General features: G+C 27.5%; 16 protein-coding genes. 14 read left to right on the top strand and 2 right to left on the bottom strand.

All coding sequences use genetic code 11. The annotated features are described in order from the left end of the window. The first annotated feature begins 103 nt into the window (after positions 1-103). From ACYEKI_RS16005 to ACYEKI_RS15940, 14 genes are all read left to right on the top strand, one after another. A complete protein-coding gene (locus ACYEKI_RS16005; RefSeq protein ID WP_459212210.1) occupies positions 104-1,315 on the top strand; it encodes an alpha/beta hydrolase-fold protein in 1,212 nt (403 codons plus the stop codon). Positions 1,316-1,466: 151 nt separating this feature from the next. Continuing rightward, positions 1,467-2,861 (top strand): serine hydrolase domain-containing protein, encoded by a 1,395-nt coding sequence (locus ACYEKI_RS16000; protein WP_459212209.1) that lies wholly within the window; start codon positions 1,467-1,469, stop codon positions 2,859-2,861. A 263-nt stretch (positions 2,862-3,124) separates the two neighbouring features. Next, the gene (locus tag ACYEKI_RS15995; protein WP_459212208.1) at positions 3,125-3,466 is read left to right on the top strand and encodes a hypothetical protein; all 342 of its coding nucleotides are present in this window, start codon (positions 3,125-3,127) and stop codon (positions 3,464-3,466) included. A 167-nt stretch (positions 3,467-3,633) separates the two neighbouring features. Next, a complete protein-coding gene (locus tag ACYEKI_RS15990) occupies positions 3,634-4,299 on the top strand; it encodes a helix-turn-helix domain-containing protein (RefSeq protein WP_459212207.1) in 666 nt (221 codons plus the stop codon). A gap of 186 nt (positions 4,300-4,485) precedes the next feature. Continuing rightward, complete coding sequence (locus tag ACYEKI_RS15985; RefSeq protein ID WP_459212206.1) at positions 4,486-5,268, top strand: DUF6090 family protein; 783 nt, start codon at positions 4,486-4,488, stop codon at positions 5,266-5,268. A gap of 360 nt (positions 5,269-5,628) precedes the next feature. After that, on the top strand, positions 5,629-6,027 hold the full coding sequence (locus ACYEKI_RS15980; protein ID WP_459212205.1) for a VOC family protein: 399 nt from the start codon (positions 5,629-5,631) through the stop codon (positions 6,025-6,027). A gap of 346 nt (positions 6,028-6,373) precedes the next feature. After that, positions 6,374-7,420, top strand: coding sequence for a serine hydrolase domain-containing protein (locus ACYEKI_RS15975; RefSeq protein WP_459212204.1), 1,047 nt, complete (start codon positions 6,374-6,376; stop codon positions 7,418-7,420). A 168-nt stretch (positions 7,421-7,588) separates the two neighbouring features. Continuing rightward, positions 7,589-8,446 (top strand): DUF6597 domain-containing transcriptional factor, encoded by an 858-nt coding sequence (locus ACYEKI_RS15970; RefSeq protein ID WP_459212203.1) that lies wholly within the window; start codon positions 7,589-7,591, stop codon positions 8,444-8,446. A gap of 71 nt (positions 8,447-8,517) precedes the next feature. Then, positions 8,518-8,892, top strand: a complete 375-nt coding sequence (locus ACYEKI_RS15965; protein WP_459212202.1) for a VOC family protein — start codon at positions 8,518-8,520, stop codon at positions 8,890-8,892. Positions 8,893-9,116: 224 nt separating this feature from the next. Continuing rightward, positions 9,117-9,863, top strand: a complete 747-nt coding sequence (locus ACYEKI_RS15960; protein WP_459212201.1) for a hypothetical protein — start codon at positions 9,117-9,119, stop codon at positions 9,861-9,863. 78 nt (positions 9,864-9,941) lie between these two features. Continuing rightward, positions 9,942-10,994, top strand: coding sequence for a sensor histidine kinase (locus tag ACYEKI_RS15955; protein WP_459212200.1), 1,053 nt, complete (start codon positions 9,942-9,944; stop codon positions 10,992-10,994). Beyond that, positions 10,987-11,757, top strand: coding sequence for a LytR/AlgR family response regulator transcription factor (locus ACYEKI_RS15950; RefSeq protein WP_459212199.1), 771 nt, complete (start codon positions 10,987-10,989; stop codon positions 11,755-11,757). The genes ACYEKI_RS15955 and ACYEKI_RS15950 overlap by 8 nt, the downstream gene beginning before the upstream one ends. A 177-nt stretch (positions 11,758-11,934) precedes the next feature. After that, complete coding sequence (locus tag ACYEKI_RS15945) at positions 11,935-13,380, top strand: S41 family peptidase (RefSeq protein ID WP_459212198.1); 1,446 nt, start codon at positions 11,935-11,937, stop codon at positions 13,378-13,380. 289 nt (positions 13,381-13,669) lie between these two features. Beyond that, the gene (locus tag ACYEKI_RS15940) at positions 13,670-14,416 is read left to right on the top strand and encodes a hypothetical protein (RefSeq protein ID WP_459212197.1); all 747 of its coding nucleotides are present in this window, start codon (positions 13,670-13,672) and stop codon (positions 14,414-14,416) included. A gap of 137 nt (positions 14,417-14,553) precedes the next feature. On the opposite strand, the gene ACYEKI_RS15935 is transcribed toward ACYEKI_RS15940, so the two are convergent. Then, positions 14,554-16,278, bottom strand: coding sequence for a tetratricopeptide repeat protein (locus tag ACYEKI_RS15935; protein ID WP_459212196.1), 1,725 nt, complete (start codon positions 16,276-16,278; stop codon positions 14,554-14,556). 287 nt (positions 16,279-16,565) lie between these two features. Further along, complete coding sequence (locus ACYEKI_RS15930; RefSeq protein ID WP_459212195.1) at positions 16,566-23,498, bottom strand: T9SS type A sorting domain-containing protein; 6,933 nt, start codon at positions 23,496-23,498, stop codon at positions 16,566-16,568. Between the last annotated feature and the right edge of the window lie 12 nt (positions 23,499-23,510).

The raw sequence follows: 23,510 nt of genomic DNA, 5'->3' as shown, positions 1-23,510 counted from the left end.
TTTTTTATACCAAACCCTTATTCTGCTTGTAATTCTAAGTTTTTTTGAATGTACATTTACGTTAAGATAAACGTGTTAAACAATCATCAAAAATCACTTTTAAATGAAAAATATACTTTTAATAATTGTCATTATAAGCATACATTTTCAAGCAAATTCACAATTTTCTAAAAACGGAAATAAAGAGATTACTATTGCTACTGTAGATTCTATGTACTCAAGATCTCTTAAGGAATATCGAGAAGTTTGGGTACATCTTCCTGATAAAGTTGAAAAAGGGAAAAAATATCCTGTCCTATATATATTAGATGCTTCAGAACAGTTTTATCCAATCACAGGTATCGTAAGGCATCTAGAAAGGTGGGATATGCCAAAAACTATTATTGTAGGAATTCCCAATAAAGATAGAACTAGAGATTTCACTCCTACTGTTGTTCCGCCCTCACGTGGAGAGCCTTATAAAAACTCTGGAGGTTATGATAATTTCATGAATTTTATGGAATGTGAATTAGCTCCCTACCTTAAAAATAAATATCCAATAGATGAAATGAGTACTCTAGTAGGATATTCTCTTGCAGGTCTTTTTGTATTAAACACTTATGTTTCTCATCCACGCATATTCGACAAATATCTAGCTATTGACCCATCTATTTCATGGGATAATCAGGTTTTAGTTGACACTTCTGAAAAACTACTTCAAAAAAATATCTATCAAGATAAATCACTTTATGTTGCTGTCGCAAATAGTACCTCTGTAGATAGTGTAAGAGTTAGGAGAATGAATGATAGACATACTCAACATTTAAGATCAAACCTTAACTTTCATGACATTCTGGTAAAACATAAAAAACACCTTGACGTTACTTGGGAATATTATCCTAATGACGATCATAGAAGTCTTATTATTCCTTCTATGTATTCTGGAATAAAAAACTTATTTAGCTGGTATAAATTTAATGCAAGATGGCTGTTTAATACTCCTAAGGGTTATACGGCAAAAGAACTTACAGATCCTTATTATTCTCATTTTAAAACCTTGAGTACACACTTTAAGAGAGAGATGAAACCTGATTGGCAATTTGTAAATGATGTTGCATTCTTTATTCTAGAAACTCATGATTTACCCAAAAAAGCAAAAGCTTTTCTTGAAATCAATCTTCATTTTTATCCTAATGATTCTAGAAGTTATTTTGCTATGGGAAAATTTCATGAAAAAGAAAGTAACAAAAAAGAAGCAATCGCATATTATAAAAAAGCTATCAAAATAGATGGTAATATAGCTGCTCAAGAAAGGCTTAAAAAATTAGATAAATAAACGCCTTGCTTACTAATAGTACTATAACCTCTGTACTAATTATTACTAAAAAATAATCTAATCTAAAATCACGGATTTAACATTCAAAAATCATGTTTTAACTATAAAAAGTTAAGACACTAAACTGATTACGTTATAAAAAAACAACTTTATGAGAACAACTTTATTATTCATTTTGCTCTTCACTTACATATCAATCTCAGCTCAAAATGATTCCATACTTACTACTAAAAAAATTAATGAAATCACTGAATTTGTCGAAAACAAAAAAGCTTTTTATAACTCCCCCAGTATTGCTGTCGCTATAACAGATCAACATAATACTATATATCTAAAACATTTTGGAGATGCTCAAAAAGGTGATAAATATTTAATTGGATCAAATAGTAAGTCTTTTACGGCTTTACTTACACTCTTATTACAAGAAAAAGGAATATTAAGTATTGATGATCCTGTCAATAAATACCTAGATTGGTTTGAATATAAAAATAAAAATATTTCTGATAAGATTACTCTAAAAAATTTACTTCAACATACTTCAGGTATAAGTACTTCTATAGGTGAAACTTTTATAGAAAATGATACAAGCTTTAATTATAAAAATTATTATGCTCAAATACTTAAAAAGCTTGAACCACAGGATTTATCAGAACAACCTTATATGTATTCTAATGCTAATTATAGATTATTAGGCTTCGTAATTGAGCATGTTACAGGTATGAAATTTGAAGATTGCTTATATACTTATATTACCAAACCTATGAATTTAAACGAAACATCGACTAGTTCAAGTTCAAACTTAATAGATAGCTATCAATATTTTTTATACTATCCTATATTAAAATTCAAGAAAAGTTTTCACGATCAAGAAATTCCTTCAGGTCTGATTTCAAGCACTGCTAATGATATGGCTATTTATTTACGTCAATTAATGAATAGTTATAATAATGACACTAATACTATATTAAACCCCAATACTACAAAACAATTATTCACCCCTAATCAAAATAATAAATCTGGTTATGGGCTTGGTTGGCGCATTTTTAATGATATATTTTATCATAATGGAACCAATAAGAGTTTTGAATCTAGTATGTATATGTTACCTTCTATTAATAAATCGATCGTAGTCTTAATAAATTCAAATCAAACTCCAAGTTCAGAAATTATAGATGGAATTGCAAGTATCTTAATGGATCAAAAATATAATAATACCTCTTCTTTTCGTTACTATAGAAATTTACCAGTTATAGTATTACTCTTATTCGCTATTTTCTTATTTCAAATCAAAAAATGGAAGCGTTTATCTTTTCCAATAAAACTGTCTAGAAAAATATTTCCCAATTTATTATTAATCTCAGGCTTTCTTTTTTCAATAACAATTTTAGTCTTGTTTCCCAAACTTAATGGTGCTAATTTAAAATTAGCTTTACAGTTTGATCCTACAAGTGGTTATAGTGTTATTCTAATAGCTGTATTACTATTTTTAATTTCGTTAATAATTTATTTTAATAAAGCAAAAACTAACTTTAAACAAAAAAAATAGTGTAGAGTGAAATATCTCACACTGCACTATAAAATAGAGTTATTTGAAGATTATAGGCTTTCTATGTTTATCTATTTTAATTAGAAAAAGGCATTCAACTTTTTTCATATATAAATCATTTCCTCTCTTTTAACCTGATAGTATGTGTTCTTTTGTTAAAAGAAAACCCAGATATCTTTATTGTTATAAAAGGATTAATGATTAGAATATAAAGTAACCATATTCTTTATAAATTTGTTGTTCGTCTAATAAAAAAACACTCCATGAAAGTTAAACCTGGATATTGGAAATCAAAAGGAAAAAATCCATTTTGGATAAATATTGTAGAAGATTCTATTTACTGGTTAGGTATGAATCAAAAAACTATAGAATATGGTTTAGCAGTAAATTGGTGTCATGTTGGGTTTGGAAAAATAATAGACAATTTTATCGAGTTGACTTGGTCAGATATCCCAGTTGGGAAAGATTGTTTATATGGAGAAATTAAAATTGAAATAATCAATGAAACTCATTTAAAAGTCATTGAAGATTCAGGAAATTTTGGAAAATCAGAATGGAATTGGATAGATTCAACTAAACATTTTTCAAACGTAAATGATATCTAATATCAGCTAGAATAAACAATCTTATTAAGGTGTCTTATGTCCCCCTGTAAACTCTTAACAACTCATATACAAACTTTTATATACAATGACGCAAAGATGACGTCAGCATGACGTGGGGAACAAATATGTTTACCGTATACATTTGCTAAAACAATAAATACTATAACATGGAAACAAAAGATTTAGCAAAAAGATTAAAAGAATTAAGAGCTTTAAGAGGTCTGTCTCAAGAATATCTGGCAGAAGAATCAAGAGTAAGTTTAAGGACTATCCAAAGAATTGAAAACAATGAATCCCAACCAACTGGAGAAACTATCAAAAGAATAGCCCATGCCTTAGACATACCTTTAACTGAACTAACAGGTGTCAATGCTATTGCTGAAACAAATGATTTAAAAGCTACTATAATCTTTCTCAAAAAACAGCTTTCAAAAACTAATAAAAAAACAGAAATCAAAACCTTTGAAGCATTTATCTCCATATTAGAAAAACTAAAGCAAAAAGACTTAGCTCCTGAACAGAAAGAAGCTATTGAAAGTTATATTCAATATCTGGAACTTGAAAAAATTCCGTCATTTAGTAATGAAATTTTCAAACGCAAATTAATAATGTTCAAAAAGTATCTAAAAAATAATTTAGGATTCATGCCTGCAAATTTTTATACCCTATGGGTATCAAGTTTTGCGATTTCATTTGCTATTGGTTTTACAGTTCAAAGTAATATTGCTATTACTATCAAAACTGGAGTAATCTTGACAGCAATACTTTTGATAGGTATAGCCTTTTTATTGGATTTAAGACTAAAAAAGCAAAATAGATCTTTATCGTTTTAAAAAATGACTGGTCATGATAATATCTATTTAAGTCATCACTCGTAAAATATAAACAAATTAGCTTATAAAGTATCCTCAAAGAGTTCAACACTATTTGAGGTTATTTATTGATTCTAATAATTTTAAGTTCATTGAAAATCTTATAGATTTGCGATTCAGCACTATAGTTTATTGACAATAATTAGAATGAATACATCAACAAAAAAGAATATCTATAAATATTTGATCGAAATCATAATCATAGTAATCGGTGTTTTAATAGCATTTTATTTGACCAATTGGGGTGAAAAGATTAAAGAAAAAAAGACTGAAAGAGAAATTATCTGTCAGATTTACTTTGAATTAAATGACAATTTAATCGATTTAAAAAATGATATTGAAATCCATAGAAATGCTCTTAAAAGTCAATTAAAAGTACAGCAATTTATTGACTCAAGTAAAATACATGCAGATTCTTTAATGATGGATTTTTATTGGACTACAAAAGATGAATATATTTTTCCTAATACATCAGCTTTTGAGAATTTAAAAAACTCAGGAATGGGCATTATTCAAAATGACTCATTAAGAGATTTAATTACATTAGTGTATAACAATTATTTTCCGAGAATATCAAAAGGAAATAACCTACATCCAGACATAAATAATTACTTAACTCCTTATTTTAAAAAGAACTTTAAAGTAAACCGAAATCCAAACATTAAATACAATTTGTATTTAGGAGATTCTTTAAAAATCACCTATCCTAGAGATTTTGGAAATGGTATAAAACAGATAATTGGATATATTCCTTTGGATGAAGAAAAACTGAAAAAAGACGAAGAATTTAAGTTTTTAATGTCTGAAATATTGTGGTTTAGAATCTATAAAATAAGCTACTATCAAACAGCAATAACTAATGTTAAAAAGATATTGGAACTTATAGAAAATGAATATCCAAAAAATTATTGCTTGCAAAAAAACAAGTGATAGTTCTCCCGGGGTTCTTACTATTGATATAATAGAATTCAATTGGAATTCTGCTAACTATAAAAAACTAAAGTAATTCGTAGTGCATTTAAGATAAATTGACTTGAATATTCTTCAAGTTTTTATTTAAAACAAAATGATTTAGATATTGAACAGGAGTCAAAGTAGTGATTTTAGATATAATTCTAGTTTTGAATGTATCAAAAGATTTAGTATTACCCGTAGTGCATTTATAAAAAGTTGTGCAAACTGCAAATTTGCAGTAAATTGAAATAACCACATAACAATTAAAGATGCACAACTTTACTAATTTAAATTGTTCAGGCTTTAAACAAAATAATAACAAAAAAACCAAATAACATGAAAGGACAGATCACAACATTCTTAACATTTCAAAAAGAAAATGCAGAACAGGCTATGAATTTTTATATTGGATTATTTGATAATTCTAAAATCATAAATATTAAGCGTTGGGGAAAAGAAGGTCCGGGAAAAGAAGGAACTATAATGCATGCTATATTTGATTTAAATGGTAAGTTGTTCATGTGCAGCGACAGTCCAGCAATACATGATTGGGATTTTACTCCAGCAGTTTCAAATTATGTAGAATGTGTAAACGAAAGTGATCTAGAAAAATTATTTACCAAACTATCTGAAGACGGAAAAATTATGATGCCTTTAAATAACTATGGCTTCAGTCAAAAATTTGGTTTTGTAGAAGATAAATTTGGAATCTCTTGGCAACTCAATTTACAATAAAAAAAGCCTTAAATTCTCAATATATATGAATAGTAGAGGTTTATTATATCATAAAATTTGAAATAATCAAGTGGGTATATTAACAAGAATTTTGATTAGACATATATCTAGCTAAAAAAATTAAAACACTAACATACAACAACCCTCACAATATAAAACTATATTAAAATACAACTTACAAAAGATGTTCTCCTTATTTTGCATACTCGCAAATCTATATAAGTTGCTCATTTAGTCAAATAACTTAAAGATTCTGTTATCTATCGCTTTTTCATCATTTAGACATATAAAAACATCACTTTTGAGTTGAACTTTTCAAGTATTAACTCAAAAATTTCATTTATCTATGAAAAAAGCATTTATATTCTTATTTGTAATCACTTATTCTTTTATCAATTATTCTCAAAATCAAAATTTGGATAATTTACTATCCAATTATGAAAATGATAATGAAGCAATGGGAACCGTTTCAATTTTAAAAAATGGTAATGAGTTTTTTACAAAAGCTATTGGATATTCTAATATCGAATTAAACAAAAAAAACAATGTCGAAACCAAATTCAGAATTGGTTCTATCAGTAAAACCTTTACTGCAACCATTATTTTACAATTAGTAGAAGAAGGAAAATTATCCTTAGATAATTATTTACATCAATACTTTCCGGAAATCCCAAATTCAAAAAGAATTACCATTTCTAATATGTTATATCATAGAAGCGGAATTTATAATATTACATCAGAGAATAACTTTGAAGCCTGGATTAGTAAGCCTAGAAGCAAAAAGGAAATGTTAACTAAAATTAAAGGGTATAAAAGTTTATTTAAACCAGATTCTAAAACCGAATATTCAAATTCTAATTATATATTATTGTCTTATATAGCCGAAGATGTAGACAAACAAACTTTTCGAGAAATCGTACAAAAAAGAATTATTACAAAGCTAGATTTAACAAATACTGATTTTGGTAAAGATATTGATTTCACTAAAAACGAAGCAATGTGTTATTATCCAGAAAATGGTGCATGGCAACCTATCACATTTCATACAAATTTAACAGGAACAATGGGTGCAGGTGGCATTATATCTAATGCAAAAGATATAAGTGTCTTTTACAATGCTCTTTTTACAGGGAAATTGCTTTCGAAAAAAAGCTTACAATTAATGACTACACCAAAAGAAGAAATGGGAATGGGAATTTCTGTAAATAATTTTAACGGATTAACTGTTTATGGTCACGATGGTGCAATTGATGCTTTTCGCTCAATGGCGGTTTATATTCCAAAATTTAAATCTGCTATTGTTTTAACGCTTAACGCTTCTTCTGGTCCTACAGGAAAAAAGTTATTACAAATAGTTGAATTATACATGCAAGCTTTAAATAAGAATAACTAGCCACCTATAAAAGAGTCTCCGCTATCTTATTGAAACATTTGTTTTTTATTTAAAGATATATCTAGCAAAACACAATAATTCAAAACAAGATAAATTATTATAAATTTTAAATGAACTAGAAATCTCCTAGATTTGTAAATAAACATATATAGCCTTTACATGCTATATATGTTTTATATTTTTGTAGTATATCATCAGAAAATTCGCCTAGTGAATCCAAAAATATTTAAACCAAATAGTGATTTAGTAAACTTTGTAAAGTGTTTTTGGACATTGGAAAGTTCGATAGAAAAAACACCAAAAAGAAACACTATTGTTCCAGATGGAACTATGAAATTGATTTTTCACTATGGAGATTTATATTGGCACCATCCTGAAAATGAGAATAGTTTTCTACAACCAAGATGTTTTTTAATCGGTCAATTAACAAAACCTTATATCGTTGAACCTACTGGAAAAACAGGAACCTTTGTTATTAGGTTTCATCCAAATGGATTTTCACCTTTTACCAACATTCCCATAAAAAAGATGGAAAATAAACCTACTCCTTTAAAGGAGTTATTTGGTGATAAAGGAGAAAAATTAGAGCAAGAAATTTTAAATGCTAAAACTACAAGGCAACGGATAAATATCGCTGAAACATTTTTACTTGAGTTATTAAAAGACCAAGAGGTAAAAGATCGAATCATAAATTCTACAATAGAAACAATTTTGAAATATAAAGGACAACTTACTGTTAATGAACTTTCAAAACAAGTCAATTTGAATCGTAGAATGCTAACCCGTAAATTTTCTTCAGATATAGGATTAAGTCCAAAACAACTCTCAAAGATTGTGCGATTGCAAACTTCACTAAAATCTTTGTTACAAAAAGAAAAAACAAAATTAACCGATTTGGCTTATGAGAATGAATATTTTGATCAAGCTCATTTTATCAAAGACTTTAAAAAATTCACAGGAATTACACCAAAAGAATTTTATGGAGAAAATTTAAAGATGTCATTGATTTTTGATTCGAAAAAATAGCTCTGTCCCATTTTTACAATTTTGAGTAAAACCTAATCTTCAACTTTGCAGAGAACTTAAAATTTATAAAAATGAATACTGTAAATCCAGTTTGTTGGTTTGACATCAATGTATCCAAATTAGAACGAGCTAAAAAATTTTATGAAACTGTTTTTGATATAAAACTAACTGATTTGCCCATTGAGTGGGGAAATCAATCCACATTTCCATTTGAAAATGATGGATCGAATGCAACAGGAGCTCTTGTTGAAAAAGAAAACTATGTTGCTAATAAGAATAATACTGTGGTGTATTTTTCATCTAATGATTGTATTACAGAGGAAAGTAGAGTTGAAAATGCAGGTGGAAAAGTCTTAAAATCAAAAACATCAATCGGAGAGTTTGGTTTTGTGTCTATTTTACAAGATACAGAAGGAAATAAAATAGGTTTATATTCAAAAAAGTAAGTCAATATATGATATTCTATTAAGCAATAACGGTTCGGATGCAAATTCGAACCTTTTTGTATTTAACTCTTTGCTATTAACTACTACTCTACTCTAGACTAACTTAATTTTCTTTATTTTTCCTTTATTCTATTTAATTATTCCTTCGTTTATCAGAAATAGGTTTATTAAAAACTACTCTCACTATAGTTTTGTGGCATCATTAACACTTAAATTTATTTATCATGGAGCATACTAAAAAGGAATTATATTTTTTACGAACGTTTGCTATTAGTACAGTTGTAGGAATCTTTGCATTTGCATCTGTAGCCTTTAAACATTCTGGAAACAAGAAATTTGGTACAATAGACGTAGAACGTATAAATATTGTAGAGAAGGACGGAACCGTAAAGATGATTATTACTAATGTAGCAGAATTTCCTAATGGAAATGATACTATAAACAATAGACCAACAAATGCGAAACGTAAAAAACGTTCTGGAATGTTGTTTTTTAATGAAGATGGTATTGAATGTGGAGGTTTTATTTATGATGGGCATAAAAAAGAGAATGGTCATAGTTCTGGGTTATCTTTTACATATGATAAATATGATGGTGATCAGGCTATGCAACTTTTAAATACAGATCTAGAAAGAAATGGACAAAGAAGAACACGAAGCTCTCTAGTTTTTAATGATCTGGCTGAACATTCTACACAAGCTACTACTGCAAAAATAATGGCCGAATTAGATACTATTACTGATAAAAAAGTACAGAGAGATAAATATCTAGCCTATAAAAAGAAAGGATTAATAGGAATTACCAAAAGATTGGAGTTAGCAAATCGTGGTAAAGGAGGTCCAAACGGATTATTTCTTTATGACGATCAAGGAAAAATGAGAGCTATGTTTTGTATAGATTCAGAAAATAACGTCCGTTTAGAAATGTTTGATCAAAACGGAAACAAGGTAAACTCCTGGCCAACAAAATAATAGTATCTGAATTTTAGTTAAGATGGTTTTCTTTAAAGACTGTCTTAACTAATTCTATATATTTACAACTCATTTATTATGAAAAAAGTAACTCAATATCTTAAAAGTAATCGAGCTTATATTCTTTTTCTTTTTTTATTCAGTTGGGTATTAACCCTTAAAAACAAGATTGGAGTTGCAAGCTCATGGGACAATTATGTTTTTCATCCTGATGCTCCTTTTTGGGTATTTATAGGAGGTTTTTTAATTTTTATTTTCACCGATTTTATAAAAAGAAAAACTGAAAAAAGAACTACGCAGACTTCTCCTTCTATATGGACATATTTAAAGTTTTTTGGGATAAGTTTTATTGGTTATGTAGTGGTAGCGAATCTATTTGGCATTATGATTTCTGTTATTTTTGATACAGTTTCAAGAAATTATGGTACATCATATCAAATTACGTATAGGGTTTTTAGTCAGATTTTAGATTTTATAATTTTCGGTGGTTTTTCTCTAGCCTATCTATATTCACAAGAAAATATAGCTTATAAAAAGAAGATAAACGCATACGAAATCAGTAATTCAAAAAGTAAAATTCAACAATTAAAAGCACAGTTAAATCCTCATTTTTTATTTAATAATTTAAATATATTGGATCAGTTAATTGAAGAAGATCAAGAAAAAGCATCTGATTTTTTAAGTCAGTTTGCAGAACTATATCGTTATGTTATTAAAAATGCAAACAAGGAACTTACTACATTACAGGAAGAATTGACATTTGCACAAAACTATTTTGAATTAATGGAAAAAAAATATCAAGGATATTACCATTTAATTATTCAAGAAAACCTTAAAAATTCAACTATAATAGTTCCTCCATTTTGCTTACAAGTATTGGTTGAAAATGCAATTGTTCACAATCTGGGTACTATATCTAATCCAGTAAACATAACTATTTTATTAGAAGATGGTTTAAAAGTATCTAATAATAAAGTAGCTCAACATCAAACAAAAAAAGGAAATGGTGTGGCTTTAAAAAACTTATCTGATCAATTTCAATTACTAACAAACACTCCTATTAGTATTGATGAGACTAATGATAATTTTACAGTTACTTTACCCTTTATCAAAATGAGCAACAATGATTAAAGTAGTACTTATAGAAGACGAGGCTCCTGCTAGAAAAAAATTAAAAAGTTTTTTAAACAAATTAGGTGAGCCGTATGAGATTATAAAAGAAATCGAAACTGTTAGCGAAACTCTATCCTATTTTAAAACAGTACCAGAGGTTGATTTGGTCTTTTCTGATATTGAACTGCGAGACGGTAATGTTTTTGAAGCCTACGAAAAAATCACAATGAACTTCCCTATTATTTTTGCTACAGCTTATAATGATTTTTGGATGAATGCTTTTGAAACTAGTGGAATTGAATATTTACTAAAGCCATTTTCTTATGATCGTTTTGTTAAAGCCTGGAATAAATATATTTCGCTTAAAAACAAAATGAGTACAACTAATAAACAGCTTTATACTATACTAGATGATTATTATCAGCGTAAATTAGAATCAAAACCTATTTATAAAGATTATATTCCTATAAAATCTAACAGTGAAATTTATTTTTTAAAAGTAAACGACATCACTTTTATTCAATCTGATTATGGGGTTATTTTTGCTTATGATACTGCGAATAAAAAACACTTACTAAACCAAACTTCGTTAAAAGAAATCCAAGAAATACTAAATCCAGAAGTGTTTTTTAAAATTAACCGAAGTGAACTAATCAATAAGTTCTATATCGAAAAAATTAGCCGCTACACAAAAAATACTGTTGCTATTCAAATAAAATCTCATAATCTAAAAACAAGTCAGAATAACACTGCTGCATTTAATTCCTGGATAGGATTATGATACTACTATATAAATAAACTCTATTGTATTGTCTTTAAGATACCCAAAAAAAGATAATTTGTTTTATTACTTAAACATATTCATTAATTATAAGACATTAGCAAAAAATCATTATTTACTAGTAAACAAACTGTAACAAATTTAATAGTTAATTGTCTTTTAAAAAAAACATATCAAATGCAAAAAACAATATTAACATTACTATTATTTCTACCTCTATTCTCTTTTTCTCAAAATTGTGATTGTACATCAAATTTTGAATGGGTTAAAAAGACATTTGAAGAAAATGATGCTGGATTTCAATTTGTTATTGATCGCAAAGGTGAAAAAGCTTATGAACAGCATAATAAAACTTTTAGAGATCAGGTTTCAAAAATTGAAGAACCTAAAGCGTGTACTCAAGTTATCTCTAAATGGCTTTCTTTTTTTCGTTCTGGCCATGTTTCTATCCAAATGATAAACCAAAATCAATCTCAATCTGAAAAGAAACAGAGTAATCAGGATATCATAGACAGTTTTAAGGATTGGGATAAAATAGATGTCAATTTAAAAGAATTCAAAAAATACCTCTCTTCAAAAAACAAGCAAGATTATGAAGGAATTTGGGTTTCGGAACCTTATAAAATAGGTATAAAAAAAGTTGGAAATGAATACTTAGGCTTTATTATAGAAGCTGATGGTGTTTATTGGACAAAAGGTCAAATTAAATTAAGGATAAAAGAAGATAATTCTTCTGTATTCTATTTTCGAAACCATTCTGGTCAAGAATTTAAATCGGTTAACCTTTTAGAAGATAACTATCTAGAAATAGGATCTATTACCCTTAAAAGAGTTTTTCCGAAAGTTACTCCTAATTCTAAAATAGAAAAATATTTCAGTACAATTGAAGCAACAAATCCATATTTTGAAGAAATTGATAATGAGACTGTTCTTTTAAGAATCCCAAGATTTTGGGGATCTGAAAAAAAGAAAATTGATAGTGTCATAAATGAGCATAAAGCAAAAATTTTAAAAACTAAAAACCTTATAATAGACATTAGAAATAATGGAGGTGGTAGTGATAACAGCTTTCATGAATTACTTCCTTTTTTATACACTAATTCAATAAGAACTGTAGGAGTACAGTTTAAATCTACTCTTTTGAATAATCAAAGAATGTTAGATTTTATTAATAATGATGAATACGGGTTTGACGAAAAAGGAAAAAAATGGGCGAAAGAATCTTATGACAAATTATCAAAACATATAGGTGAATTTGTGATGCTAAAAGAATCTCCTGTTACAGAAACAACTTTTGATACCATTCATCAATATCCTAAGAATATTGGAATAATCATCAATGAAAATAATGGTAGTACAACTGAGCAATTCTTACTCGCTGCAAAGCAAAGTAAAAAAGTAAAACTTTTTGGAACTACAACTGCTGGAGTACTTGATATATCCAATATGTATTTTGTTAATTCTCCTTGTAATGAATTTAAATTAGGGTATTGCTTATCAAAAAGTATGAGAATACCAGAAATGACAATTGACGATAAAGGAATACAACCAGATTATTATATTGATAAGGGAATTCAAAAGTATAAATGGGTAAATTATGTATCCGAAATATTGAATAAATAATATCGATAATCATTATATTTAACTCTTTATATCCCTCAGTAGAACTCTTGTACTGGGGGATTCTTAAATCGTCATATCACTTTAAAAAAGTCCTTCTTTTTAAAATATCACATATTAGCATCTTCTATACTTGCTTACTATAATTAGAAATAATAATTTTTATCTTTATTGCATGATGAATTCAATAGTATAATAAAAATAAAGGTTAGCAGCGAATACAATAAATCAAAATACTAAGTGACATTTCCCTCTGCAAGACATATATTATATCATCAGAAATAAAGCATAAATGAAAATTAATTACCATAAAAAAGAAGCAAGCTATTTACTTATCGCTTTAAGTATAATCAATATAGTTGTTTATTTATATTTAGCATACAGACATTATAATTTATCTCATATTCAAATAATTTCAATATTGGGATTTGTCACTTCAATATATGCCCTTATTACCATATCGTATACTGGATTCGGCAAAGTTTTAACTCCAGAAAATGTCAAATATTCTCATCGAGCTGGATTGATCTCAATAGTAGCTTTAACTTTTATAAATTTTCAAATCGTAAGTAACGATATTATATCAAACACTAGTCTTATGGTTTTTATCGTTCTCTCAAACATATATTGTAAAATAATAATTTTTGGGAAAACGCTTTCAAGTCAAGCTAATGAATATGATGACAGAGAGTTTTTAATACAAACTCAAAAACATCTATATAATATCTCAAAATTCTCGGTTTTTTGTATTTTAATTAGTGCTATTACGGCAATTATTTCCCAACTTGATATACCTCATTTAATAGTCAGTTTAATTTTTTCTGTTCCTCTAATTCTAACTTATTTTTTGAAACAAACTGAAAGAAAAAATATTTATCACTTGATATTTATAGTAATATTATCGGTCTTACTTATCTATATTGGGTTAGTTATTTTTAATAGTAGAATCACCCCTTTCTCTTTTTCTTTTTACTTCTTAAATACATTATCGTTAATCTTATTTCATATTGTATCTATAAGGTTAAAAGGTTTGTCTTAAATAGCTAAAAACCCCGAATTAAAAACACTTGAGTTTAATTATATTTAGCTTTTCAAAAGGATAATATTTAAAGTTATTGAATATAATTAATGTACAAGTTCTATAGTTATAATATCTCAATTTCTATAAAACCACTATTAAATAGCTTTTATATAAACTACTAAGTCTTCTTCTTCTTTAAGGTTTAATCTTTTTCGTAAACGACTTCTGGATTTTTTTACAGCTTCTAATGAAGTAAAACGTAGACGTGCTATTTCTTTTCTACCTAAAGATAATTTTAAATAAGAACATATTTCAAGATCTGTTTTTGTTAAATTAGGATGTTTAGCTTTTAGTCTTTTGAAAAAATCATAATTAATTTCTTCAAGGTCATTTTTAATTCTTGTTAATCTCGAGTCTTCTATAACTTCGGATCTAAGATCAGCTATTATGCTTTGGATCGAAATCTCATTTTCATTAGACGCTATCTTTTTTAAGTCCCCCATAAGCTTTTCTTTGGACTGTATATGTTGTAGCGACTCTGTCATCAACTTAGCTACTTCTTCTCTTTTATATTCTATTTCCTTTTCTAAATCTTCAATTTCAACACGAACTTGTCTCATTCGTTGTTCATTCTTTTGAGTAGATAAGGTTAATAATTCATCCAGTTCTTCCTTTGCTAATCTTGCTTTTTCCCAACGAATTTTAAAATATCTAATACCATAATACCCGACAATTGATGATAAAATCAGCGTAATAATAAACAAAACCAAATACAACTTTTTTCTAATTATTTGAGTCTCTGTTTGTGCCAAGATTACTTTCTTTTCTTCTGCAAATTGAATACTATCCTTTAATTTTTGCTGGCTAAATTCATGACGCAATTCAATTTCTCTAATTTCTTTAGCCTTAGCCAGATTAAAAACACTATCCTTTGTTTTTGAATATTTTCGATAATAGTCTAATGCCTCTTCATATTCCTTCATCATATAATAGGTTTTACTTTTTCTTTTATATGATGAAGTCAATTGTTCTTTTAAACCTTCTTCTTTTGCTATTCTAATGGATTTATCAATATGAAATAAAGCTTTTGGAAACTGCTTTAAAAGATTATATGTACCCGCTAAATTGAAATGTGTAACTACAATTGCTTCTTTTCTTCCTACTTTTTCTGCAAAAGTTAAATATTCCAATTGCAATTGAAGTGCTTCTTGATATTTTTTTTGTTTATTAAGTATTTGAGACTTATTAGATTTTACTTGATATATCCCCTCTTCATATCCTGCCTGCTTATATTTTTGTAATGCTTTGTTATAACTATATAATGTAGAATCTATTTGATTTATCTTTTTATAAGTTATTGCTATTCCGCCATAATTATCTCCAATTTTTTTGGGTATATCTAGTTTTTCATTAATCTTAATTGCTTTTTTAAAATTTTCGACAGATTTTCTGTACTCTTTTTGATATCTAAATACTGTTGCTATATTATGATAATTAGAAGATAGATTTAATGAATCGTTTAATTCTAAAAATATTTTTTGGGCATTTAAGTAATGCTGTAATGCTTGAATATACTTAGCTCTTTTACGATTTAAAATCCCTAGCTGTTGAAAAACTTCTGCTTGCTGACCTCTTGTATCATAGGAAATATTCTTTTTTTTGAGAATTTCATCAGCTTCATTCATATATGATTCTACTGTATTAAAATCTCTTTTTAATTGATATACTCCTAATTGTAGTAATGCCTCTATTCTTAAAGAATCTGTTGTTGCTTTTTTTATTTCGTTATTAAGTACAACCAGCGTGGAATCTTTTTGCTGTGCAAAAGAAAAATAAAATCCAAAAATCACGATATACCAAAAGAATCTATCTAGCTTCATTCTATAAGTTGAATTATTATAAAGGTATTAGTTTAAAAAGAATCAGGTTGAAATTTATTTCAAAATTTAACAAAAATACTAGTTCCTTTTAAAAAACACCTTTTAATTATAAGCTAATAAAAAACTGCCTAAAAAATTAGGCAGTCTTAATTACTGATATATTTAATCATAGACCTTTATTCCCCAATAAATATTTATAAAGGCAACTAATTTTAAGTAGTTGATTAAATCCAGTAAAATAATGGTATAAAAATTACAATTGTTATAAATTCTTTGATTGGTATCAATTAGTTTTTAATTATTTGCTTTACCATGCGCCCTTTTTGTGTGGTAATATGTACAAAATATACTCCAGACTCAAAATGTGATATATCTGCTTTATTCACTGTAGTTTCCATTATTTTTTGTCCTCTAAGATTATAGAAAACCATCTGCTCCACTTCCACATTAATATTTAGCATATTGTGGGTAGGATTAGGGTATATTAAAACATCTTGTATTACATTATCTTCAATACTTAGCGTAGGGTTTACAGTAATAGTAAAAGTATGTACTTCATCATTCCCATAATCATCTGTAATTGTAACACTAATTATATGATCTCCTTGTATTAATTCGGTACCTGCTATTGGGTCTTGAGTAATGATAACCCCTACTCCTACTACATCACAATTATCGGTATAGGTTATGTTATTTACAAAATCCTCAAGTATATATGCGTCATCATTACTATTATTAAAAGCTACATCAATATCTGTAGGTAAAGTAGCTGTATTAAACTCTGGAGCTATATTATCTTCTACAGTAACAATTGCTGTACAGCTATCACTGTTTCCTCCTGTATCTGTTATTGTTAAGATCACTGTATTATCACCAATATGACTACAATCAAATGTATCATTATCAATTACCCATGATACAATAGTTCCATTATCTGTAGATCCATTATCTATATCTTGTGCTGTAATTGATGCGTTACCTGTATTATCCAGTTGTATTGTAATATTTTGACAAACTGCAATTGGATCAATTGTATCACAACTTACTTCATTAAATGATGTTTGAACATCATAATACCAATTACCATTGACATCTGAAACATTGTCAACTAACACACATGTTAGGTTAGGATTATTAGTTGTATCAAAATAAGTAATACTAGCGTTATTTCCATTTTTAATATTTAGCTCTTCTAAAGCACAGCCTTCTGCATAAAATTCTTCGAGATTAGTAAGTCCGCTAAGGTCTAACGTATCTATTAAATTAAATGAAATATACAGGTCTTCTAATAATGAATTATTTGATAAATCAAGATTTGTCAGCTCATTTTGGTCAAGGTAAATTTCTATAATTCCCGTATTATTAGACAAATCTATTTGTGATAATGAACAATCATATGCAGATAAGTTTTTTAATACTGTATTTTGAGACACATCCAAACTTGTAAGATTGTTATTACGGTCAATACTTAAATTTTCTAGTACTATATTATTACTTAGATCAATAGTTGTTAAATTATTTCCGCTAATTGATAAAGATTTTAAGTTGACATTACTACTTATATCAATTGAATTAAAACCATTATTGTCTAAACTCAATGATACTAAATTAGCATTATTAGATACATCTAAACTTGTAAGGTTATTATTTCTACATAAAAGACTTTCCATGTTTGTAAAATCTTCAATACCTGTCAAATCAGAAATAGATTTTCCATCTAGCCTTACAATATTTACAACCTCTAATTTAGCTGTAGGTACTTTACCATCACCAGGTATATCATCTGCAAAGGCTAATGCTGCTTCAAAATTAGGATCTGGAATTAACGTGTATCCACAAGATGCTGTAGTAAATAAAGTGCCACTATCAATATTTACAAAACTCCTTTCTGCATGATCAATGTCGTCTACTTTAATACAATTTAAATCTGTATTTTCTGTTGCATCAAAACTAGTAATATTAACATTATTTCCATTTCTTAAATCCAAAGAAATCAAATCATTATATCGTACATTTATATCTTTTAAATTAGGATTTGAAGATAGATCCAAAGTAGCAATGTCACATCCACTTACATCTAAATCTTCTAGTAATGATAATGTAGATATATCAAAAACAGTTATACCTGCATTATCATAACAATGTAAAGTTGTTAAACCGATATTAGATAAAACATCTATGCTTGTGAGACTTGTTCGTTGAACATATAATTCTTTTAGTGTTGCTACTCCACTGGTATTTATAGTTTTTAAATTCTGCTCATAACATTCTACTTTTTCTAATGCTATATTAGTACTGATATCTAAATCTTCAATATCATTTCTATAAATAATTAATTCCTTAATATTTATAGCTCCAGTAGTGTTTATATTAGCTAACCTAGACTCATAACAAACTAATTTTTCTAATGCTGTATTTGTACTAATATCTAAATCTGTAAAGTTTGTACGATATACTTGCATTTCTTTTAAAGCTGTTGCTCCTGTAAGTATGAGATTATTTACACTTGTTTCATAACATTCTAGATATTCTAAAGCAGTCATATTAGTCAAATTCAATGTTCCGCTTATAGAATGATATGCATACAATTCTTTTATGGTTGAATTTCCACTAAGGTCAAGGTCTGAAATCGATGTACTATTAATCCTTAACACTTCTAATGAAGTAAAATCCTCGATACCTGTGATATCCGTAATACCTGACTGACTTAAATCTAAAGATGTTATACTTTCAATTAATAATGTAGGCACTTGATTATCTCCTAATATGTCGTCGTATCCCAAATTATATAAACGTTCTTCAAAATATGAATCAGGAATTGTAGTGTAAGTTGTAAAAGTACATGCTGTAGTAGTAAACATACTAAAATCACTAATATCCATCCAATTATTCATTGCATAATTCACATCATCAACCGATACACAAATTAAATTAGGGTTATTGATCAATTTGACATCGGAGATATTTGAAATGTTTCCATTTTTTAAATTTAAAGAAACAATCGGCGTATTTTCAATCTCTATCTCTTCAAGAGCAGTATTCATTGTAAAATCCATATAAACCAAATTGGTATTATTCGCCTGGAAATCTATAAGTAATGGATTTTTTAAAACATCTACTCTAGCTATTGGATTATCTGAAATAAACAATGTTTTTAATACCGTATTATTACTTACATCAATACTTGTTAAATTATTGTTTTGAACTCCAACAACTTCTAATACTTTATTCGAAGTAATATCTAACGCTTCTAAATTGTTGTTTTGACAAAAAAGAAATTTTAAAGCATTGTTTCTATCTATATCTAAATTTGTTAGATTATTATCATGAATATACAGATCATCCAAAGCTTTAAACCCTTCAATTCCGGTTGCATCAGTAATATTTTTATTAGCTACATTTAAATAGGTAATATTCTCTATTAATGCTACAGGAATTTTCCCATCATTAGCAATATCATCATATCCTAAAGCATCTAATGCTGTTTCAAAATTGGCATCAGGTACCAATACATATCCACAAGTTGTAGTACTAAAAGTAACTCCTGCATCAATATTCGTCCAGTTAGCCGTACTTTGTAAATCATCTACTATTATACACCTTAAATCATCATTATTTGTAGCAAGCAAAGAGGTAACATTTGCATTATTTCCATTTTTAATATTTAAATATGTGAGTTTATTTCTATTAACTACAATAGTTGTTAATGCACTATTATTTGATAAATCAAGATAGGTCAATTGATTATCACGTATATCAATTTTCTTCAAATTACTTAAATGCGACACATCAATACTAGAAATAATACAATCATCTGCAACGATCTTCTCTATATTGGGTAATGTTCCAAAACTTATTTTTGTCAAAAGCGAATTTTCCTCTACATCTATATCTCTCAAGTTAATATTATCAGGAAAATGCAAACTTGTAAACTTGTTTTCTCCCATATTAACTTCTTCTAATGCTGTATTCTTAGAAAGATCTATAGCAATAAGATCATTATCTTCTAAATCTAAATCTATTAGCAACGTATTATTAGTTAAATCTATTAAAGAGAGAAAATTACCCGACAAATCCAATTCAACTAGTTTGGTATTAAGACTTAAGTCTATATTCGAAAATCTACATTCATTAAGATTTAGGTATTCTAACTCGACATTATTACTAAGGTCTATATTTGTTAAAAATGAATTATTATATACTCGCAGATTTTTAAGATTACCATTATTTGATACATCTAATATTGTTAAATCATTATTACCTAAGTCCAAATACTCTAATGCTATATTAGAACTTATATCTATAGCATTAAGTTGATTTCCATAACTCTCAAGATATGTAAGGTTTGTAAGTCCTGCTACATTTATATCATTCAAGTTATTACTATAACAGGTTACTTCTTCTAAAGCTATATTTACACTTAGATCTAAAGTCGTGAGCTCATTATTACTAATATTAAGTTCCTTAAGTTTGGTGTTTTGAGATAAATCTACCGTAGTTATTAAATTGTTATAACATGCTAATGTTTCTAATAAAGTAAAGTCCTCTATTCCTGATAAGTTGGTAATGTTTTCTCGATAAATTTCTAAAGAAGTAATTTCGTGTATCATATCTTTTGGCACTTGTCCATCTCCAGCTATGTCATCATAACCTAAATCCCATAAAGCACTTTCAAAATTAGCATCAGGAATAGCTGTATATATTGTACAATTAGTATGACTAAATGACGTTTGCACATCAACGTTATTAGTAAAAATACTTGGCACATTGCTGTCATCATCTACCAATACACAGACTAACTCTGTATTATTAGTAGCATCAAAGCTTATAAAATTATTGTTATTGCCATTTTGAACATTAAGTGAAAAAAGTTGATTTCCACTAGCATTTAAATTTACCAGATTAGGAAGAAATGAGAGGTTTAATACACCTAATTGATTATCTTCTATATTTAAGTTTTCAAGTAATATATTCTTGCTTAAATCTATAGTTTGAAGATTATTATTACTAACATTTAATGTAACTAATGATATAAAGCTTTCTATACCTTTAAGGTCATTAATATTAGCATTAGAAACATCTAGTGATTGAAGCAATTCAATATTATTGGTAGGTATCTGATTGTCATTTTGAATATCGTCTAAGCCTAAAGCATACAAAGCATTTTCAAAATTTATGTCTTTGATATAAGAATATGTATTACAATCTGTAGTAAAAGTTGTGTGATCATCCACTTCAAATTGACTTGCTGCATATCCAATATCATTTACGGCAATGCATGTTAAGTCATCATTCTTTTCTGAATTAAAAGAATCTATAATTTGATTATTCCCATTTCTTAAATCAACAGTTGTAAGATTATTATCATTAATAAATACATCTGTTAAAACAGGATTATTACTCAGATCTATCTGACTAATATTATTATTGTTTACCCATATATTGTCTAGATTTGGCATAGCACTAACATCTATCGCATTTAAATCACAAAAACCAGCATATATTTCTGTTAGGTTAACTACTCCAGTAAATATTAAACTAGATAGATTATTATTATTCTGACAATTCAAGTATTCTAAATTTACCAAACCAGTTAAATCTAAATTTGCAAATTGATTGTTAGTACATAAAACTCTAGTAAGTGATGTATTATTTGATAAGTCAATACTTGATATCGCATTATTACTTAAATCCAAACTATCTAAATCAGTAAGCATTGATACATCTAAATCATTCAGGTCATTGCTTGATACATCGAGATAAGTCAGCTTTAAATTATTAGAAACATCAATAGCACTTAAATTATTATTAAACACAGACAAATAAACCAACTCTGTAAAATGTTCTATTCCTGTGATATCAGAAATATTCCTATTATTAAGAATCAATTGCGAAATGTTTTCTATCAGATTTTCAGGAATTAATCCATCACCAGAAATATCATCATATCCTAAATCTTCTAATGCTGCTTCAAAATTAGCATCTGGTATATCGATATAACCACAATCAACATTTGAGTACGTAACAGATTGTACATTTCCCCAATTATTTGTGGCATGGTCAATATCATCTACCTTTATACAATCTAATAAAGTATTTCCTGAAATATTAATTGTAGTAATATTTGTATTATTTCCGTTATTAAGATTTATAGTTGTTATATCAGTGTTATTTGTAATTCCAACTGTTTGAAGTTGATTATTAGCAGATAAATCCAAATGGGCAACATTGGTATTGGTAATCAATAAATTTTGAAGTAGCGTATTATTTGTTAAATCAATTGTAGTAAAAGTACCATTAGCAATATCTAAATTTTCAAGATTTACAAAACTCTCAATACCTGATAAATCTGCTATATTTAAGTTTGAAAATTGAAGCGTAGTTATAGCTTCAATCAATGTTGTAGGCACTTGTCCGTCTCCAGAAATATCATCTGTAATTATCGTTTCAAGATACGCTTCAAACGCTGTATCGGGAATAGCTGTATATTCACAATATTGTTCAGAGAAAAATGTATTTGTATTTGAAGTATTCCAATTATTATTCGAATAATCAACATCATCTACCAAAACACAAGTCAAATTAGGATTATTACTTATATCAATATCTGTGATAATAACATTATTTCCATTTCTTAAATCAATGGTTTGTAAATCATTGGTATCGATAAACAGTTTTTGGATATTTATATTTTTAGTAAAATCTAGCGTAGTAATTTGATTACTATAAATATCAATCTCTTTAAGTGCAAGCATTTCACTTACATCTAATGAGGTTAAATCATTTTCGTATAGAATAAGATTTTCAAGAAGTTCAAGATTTTCTCCATAAAAATAAGCTAGATTATTCCCTTTGGCATTAACACTTGTTAATGCCACATTGAATTGCAAGTCTAGACTAGTTAAATTATTATCACTACAATTAAGTGATTGCAATGCCAGAAAATCTTTGATTCCTGTTAAATCACTAATGTTTTTATTAGAAACATCTAATGCAGTTATCGAAGAAATATTATTCGTAGGTATTTGTTGATCTCCAGCTATGTCATCATATGCTGCTAATGCAGTTTCAAAATTTGCATCTGGAATCGCTGTGTACTGAGCGTTTGATTTTAATAAAAAACATAAAAAAGCTATAACAGTTAATATCTTATAACTACTCCTAATATATATAATAGCATTAGTAGCACTACGTATTAAATAGGTAATTCTCTTTTTCATCTCAATGGGGTT

The sequence above is a fragment of the Aquimarina rhabdastrellae genome, from assembly GCA_947387485.1.
Taxonomy (GTDB): Bacteria; Bacteroidota; Bacteroidia; order Flavobacteriales; family Flavobacteriaceae; genus Aquimarina.
Note: the sequence above shows the minus strand (reverse complement) of the source record. Positions and strands in the feature narration are given on the sequence as shown.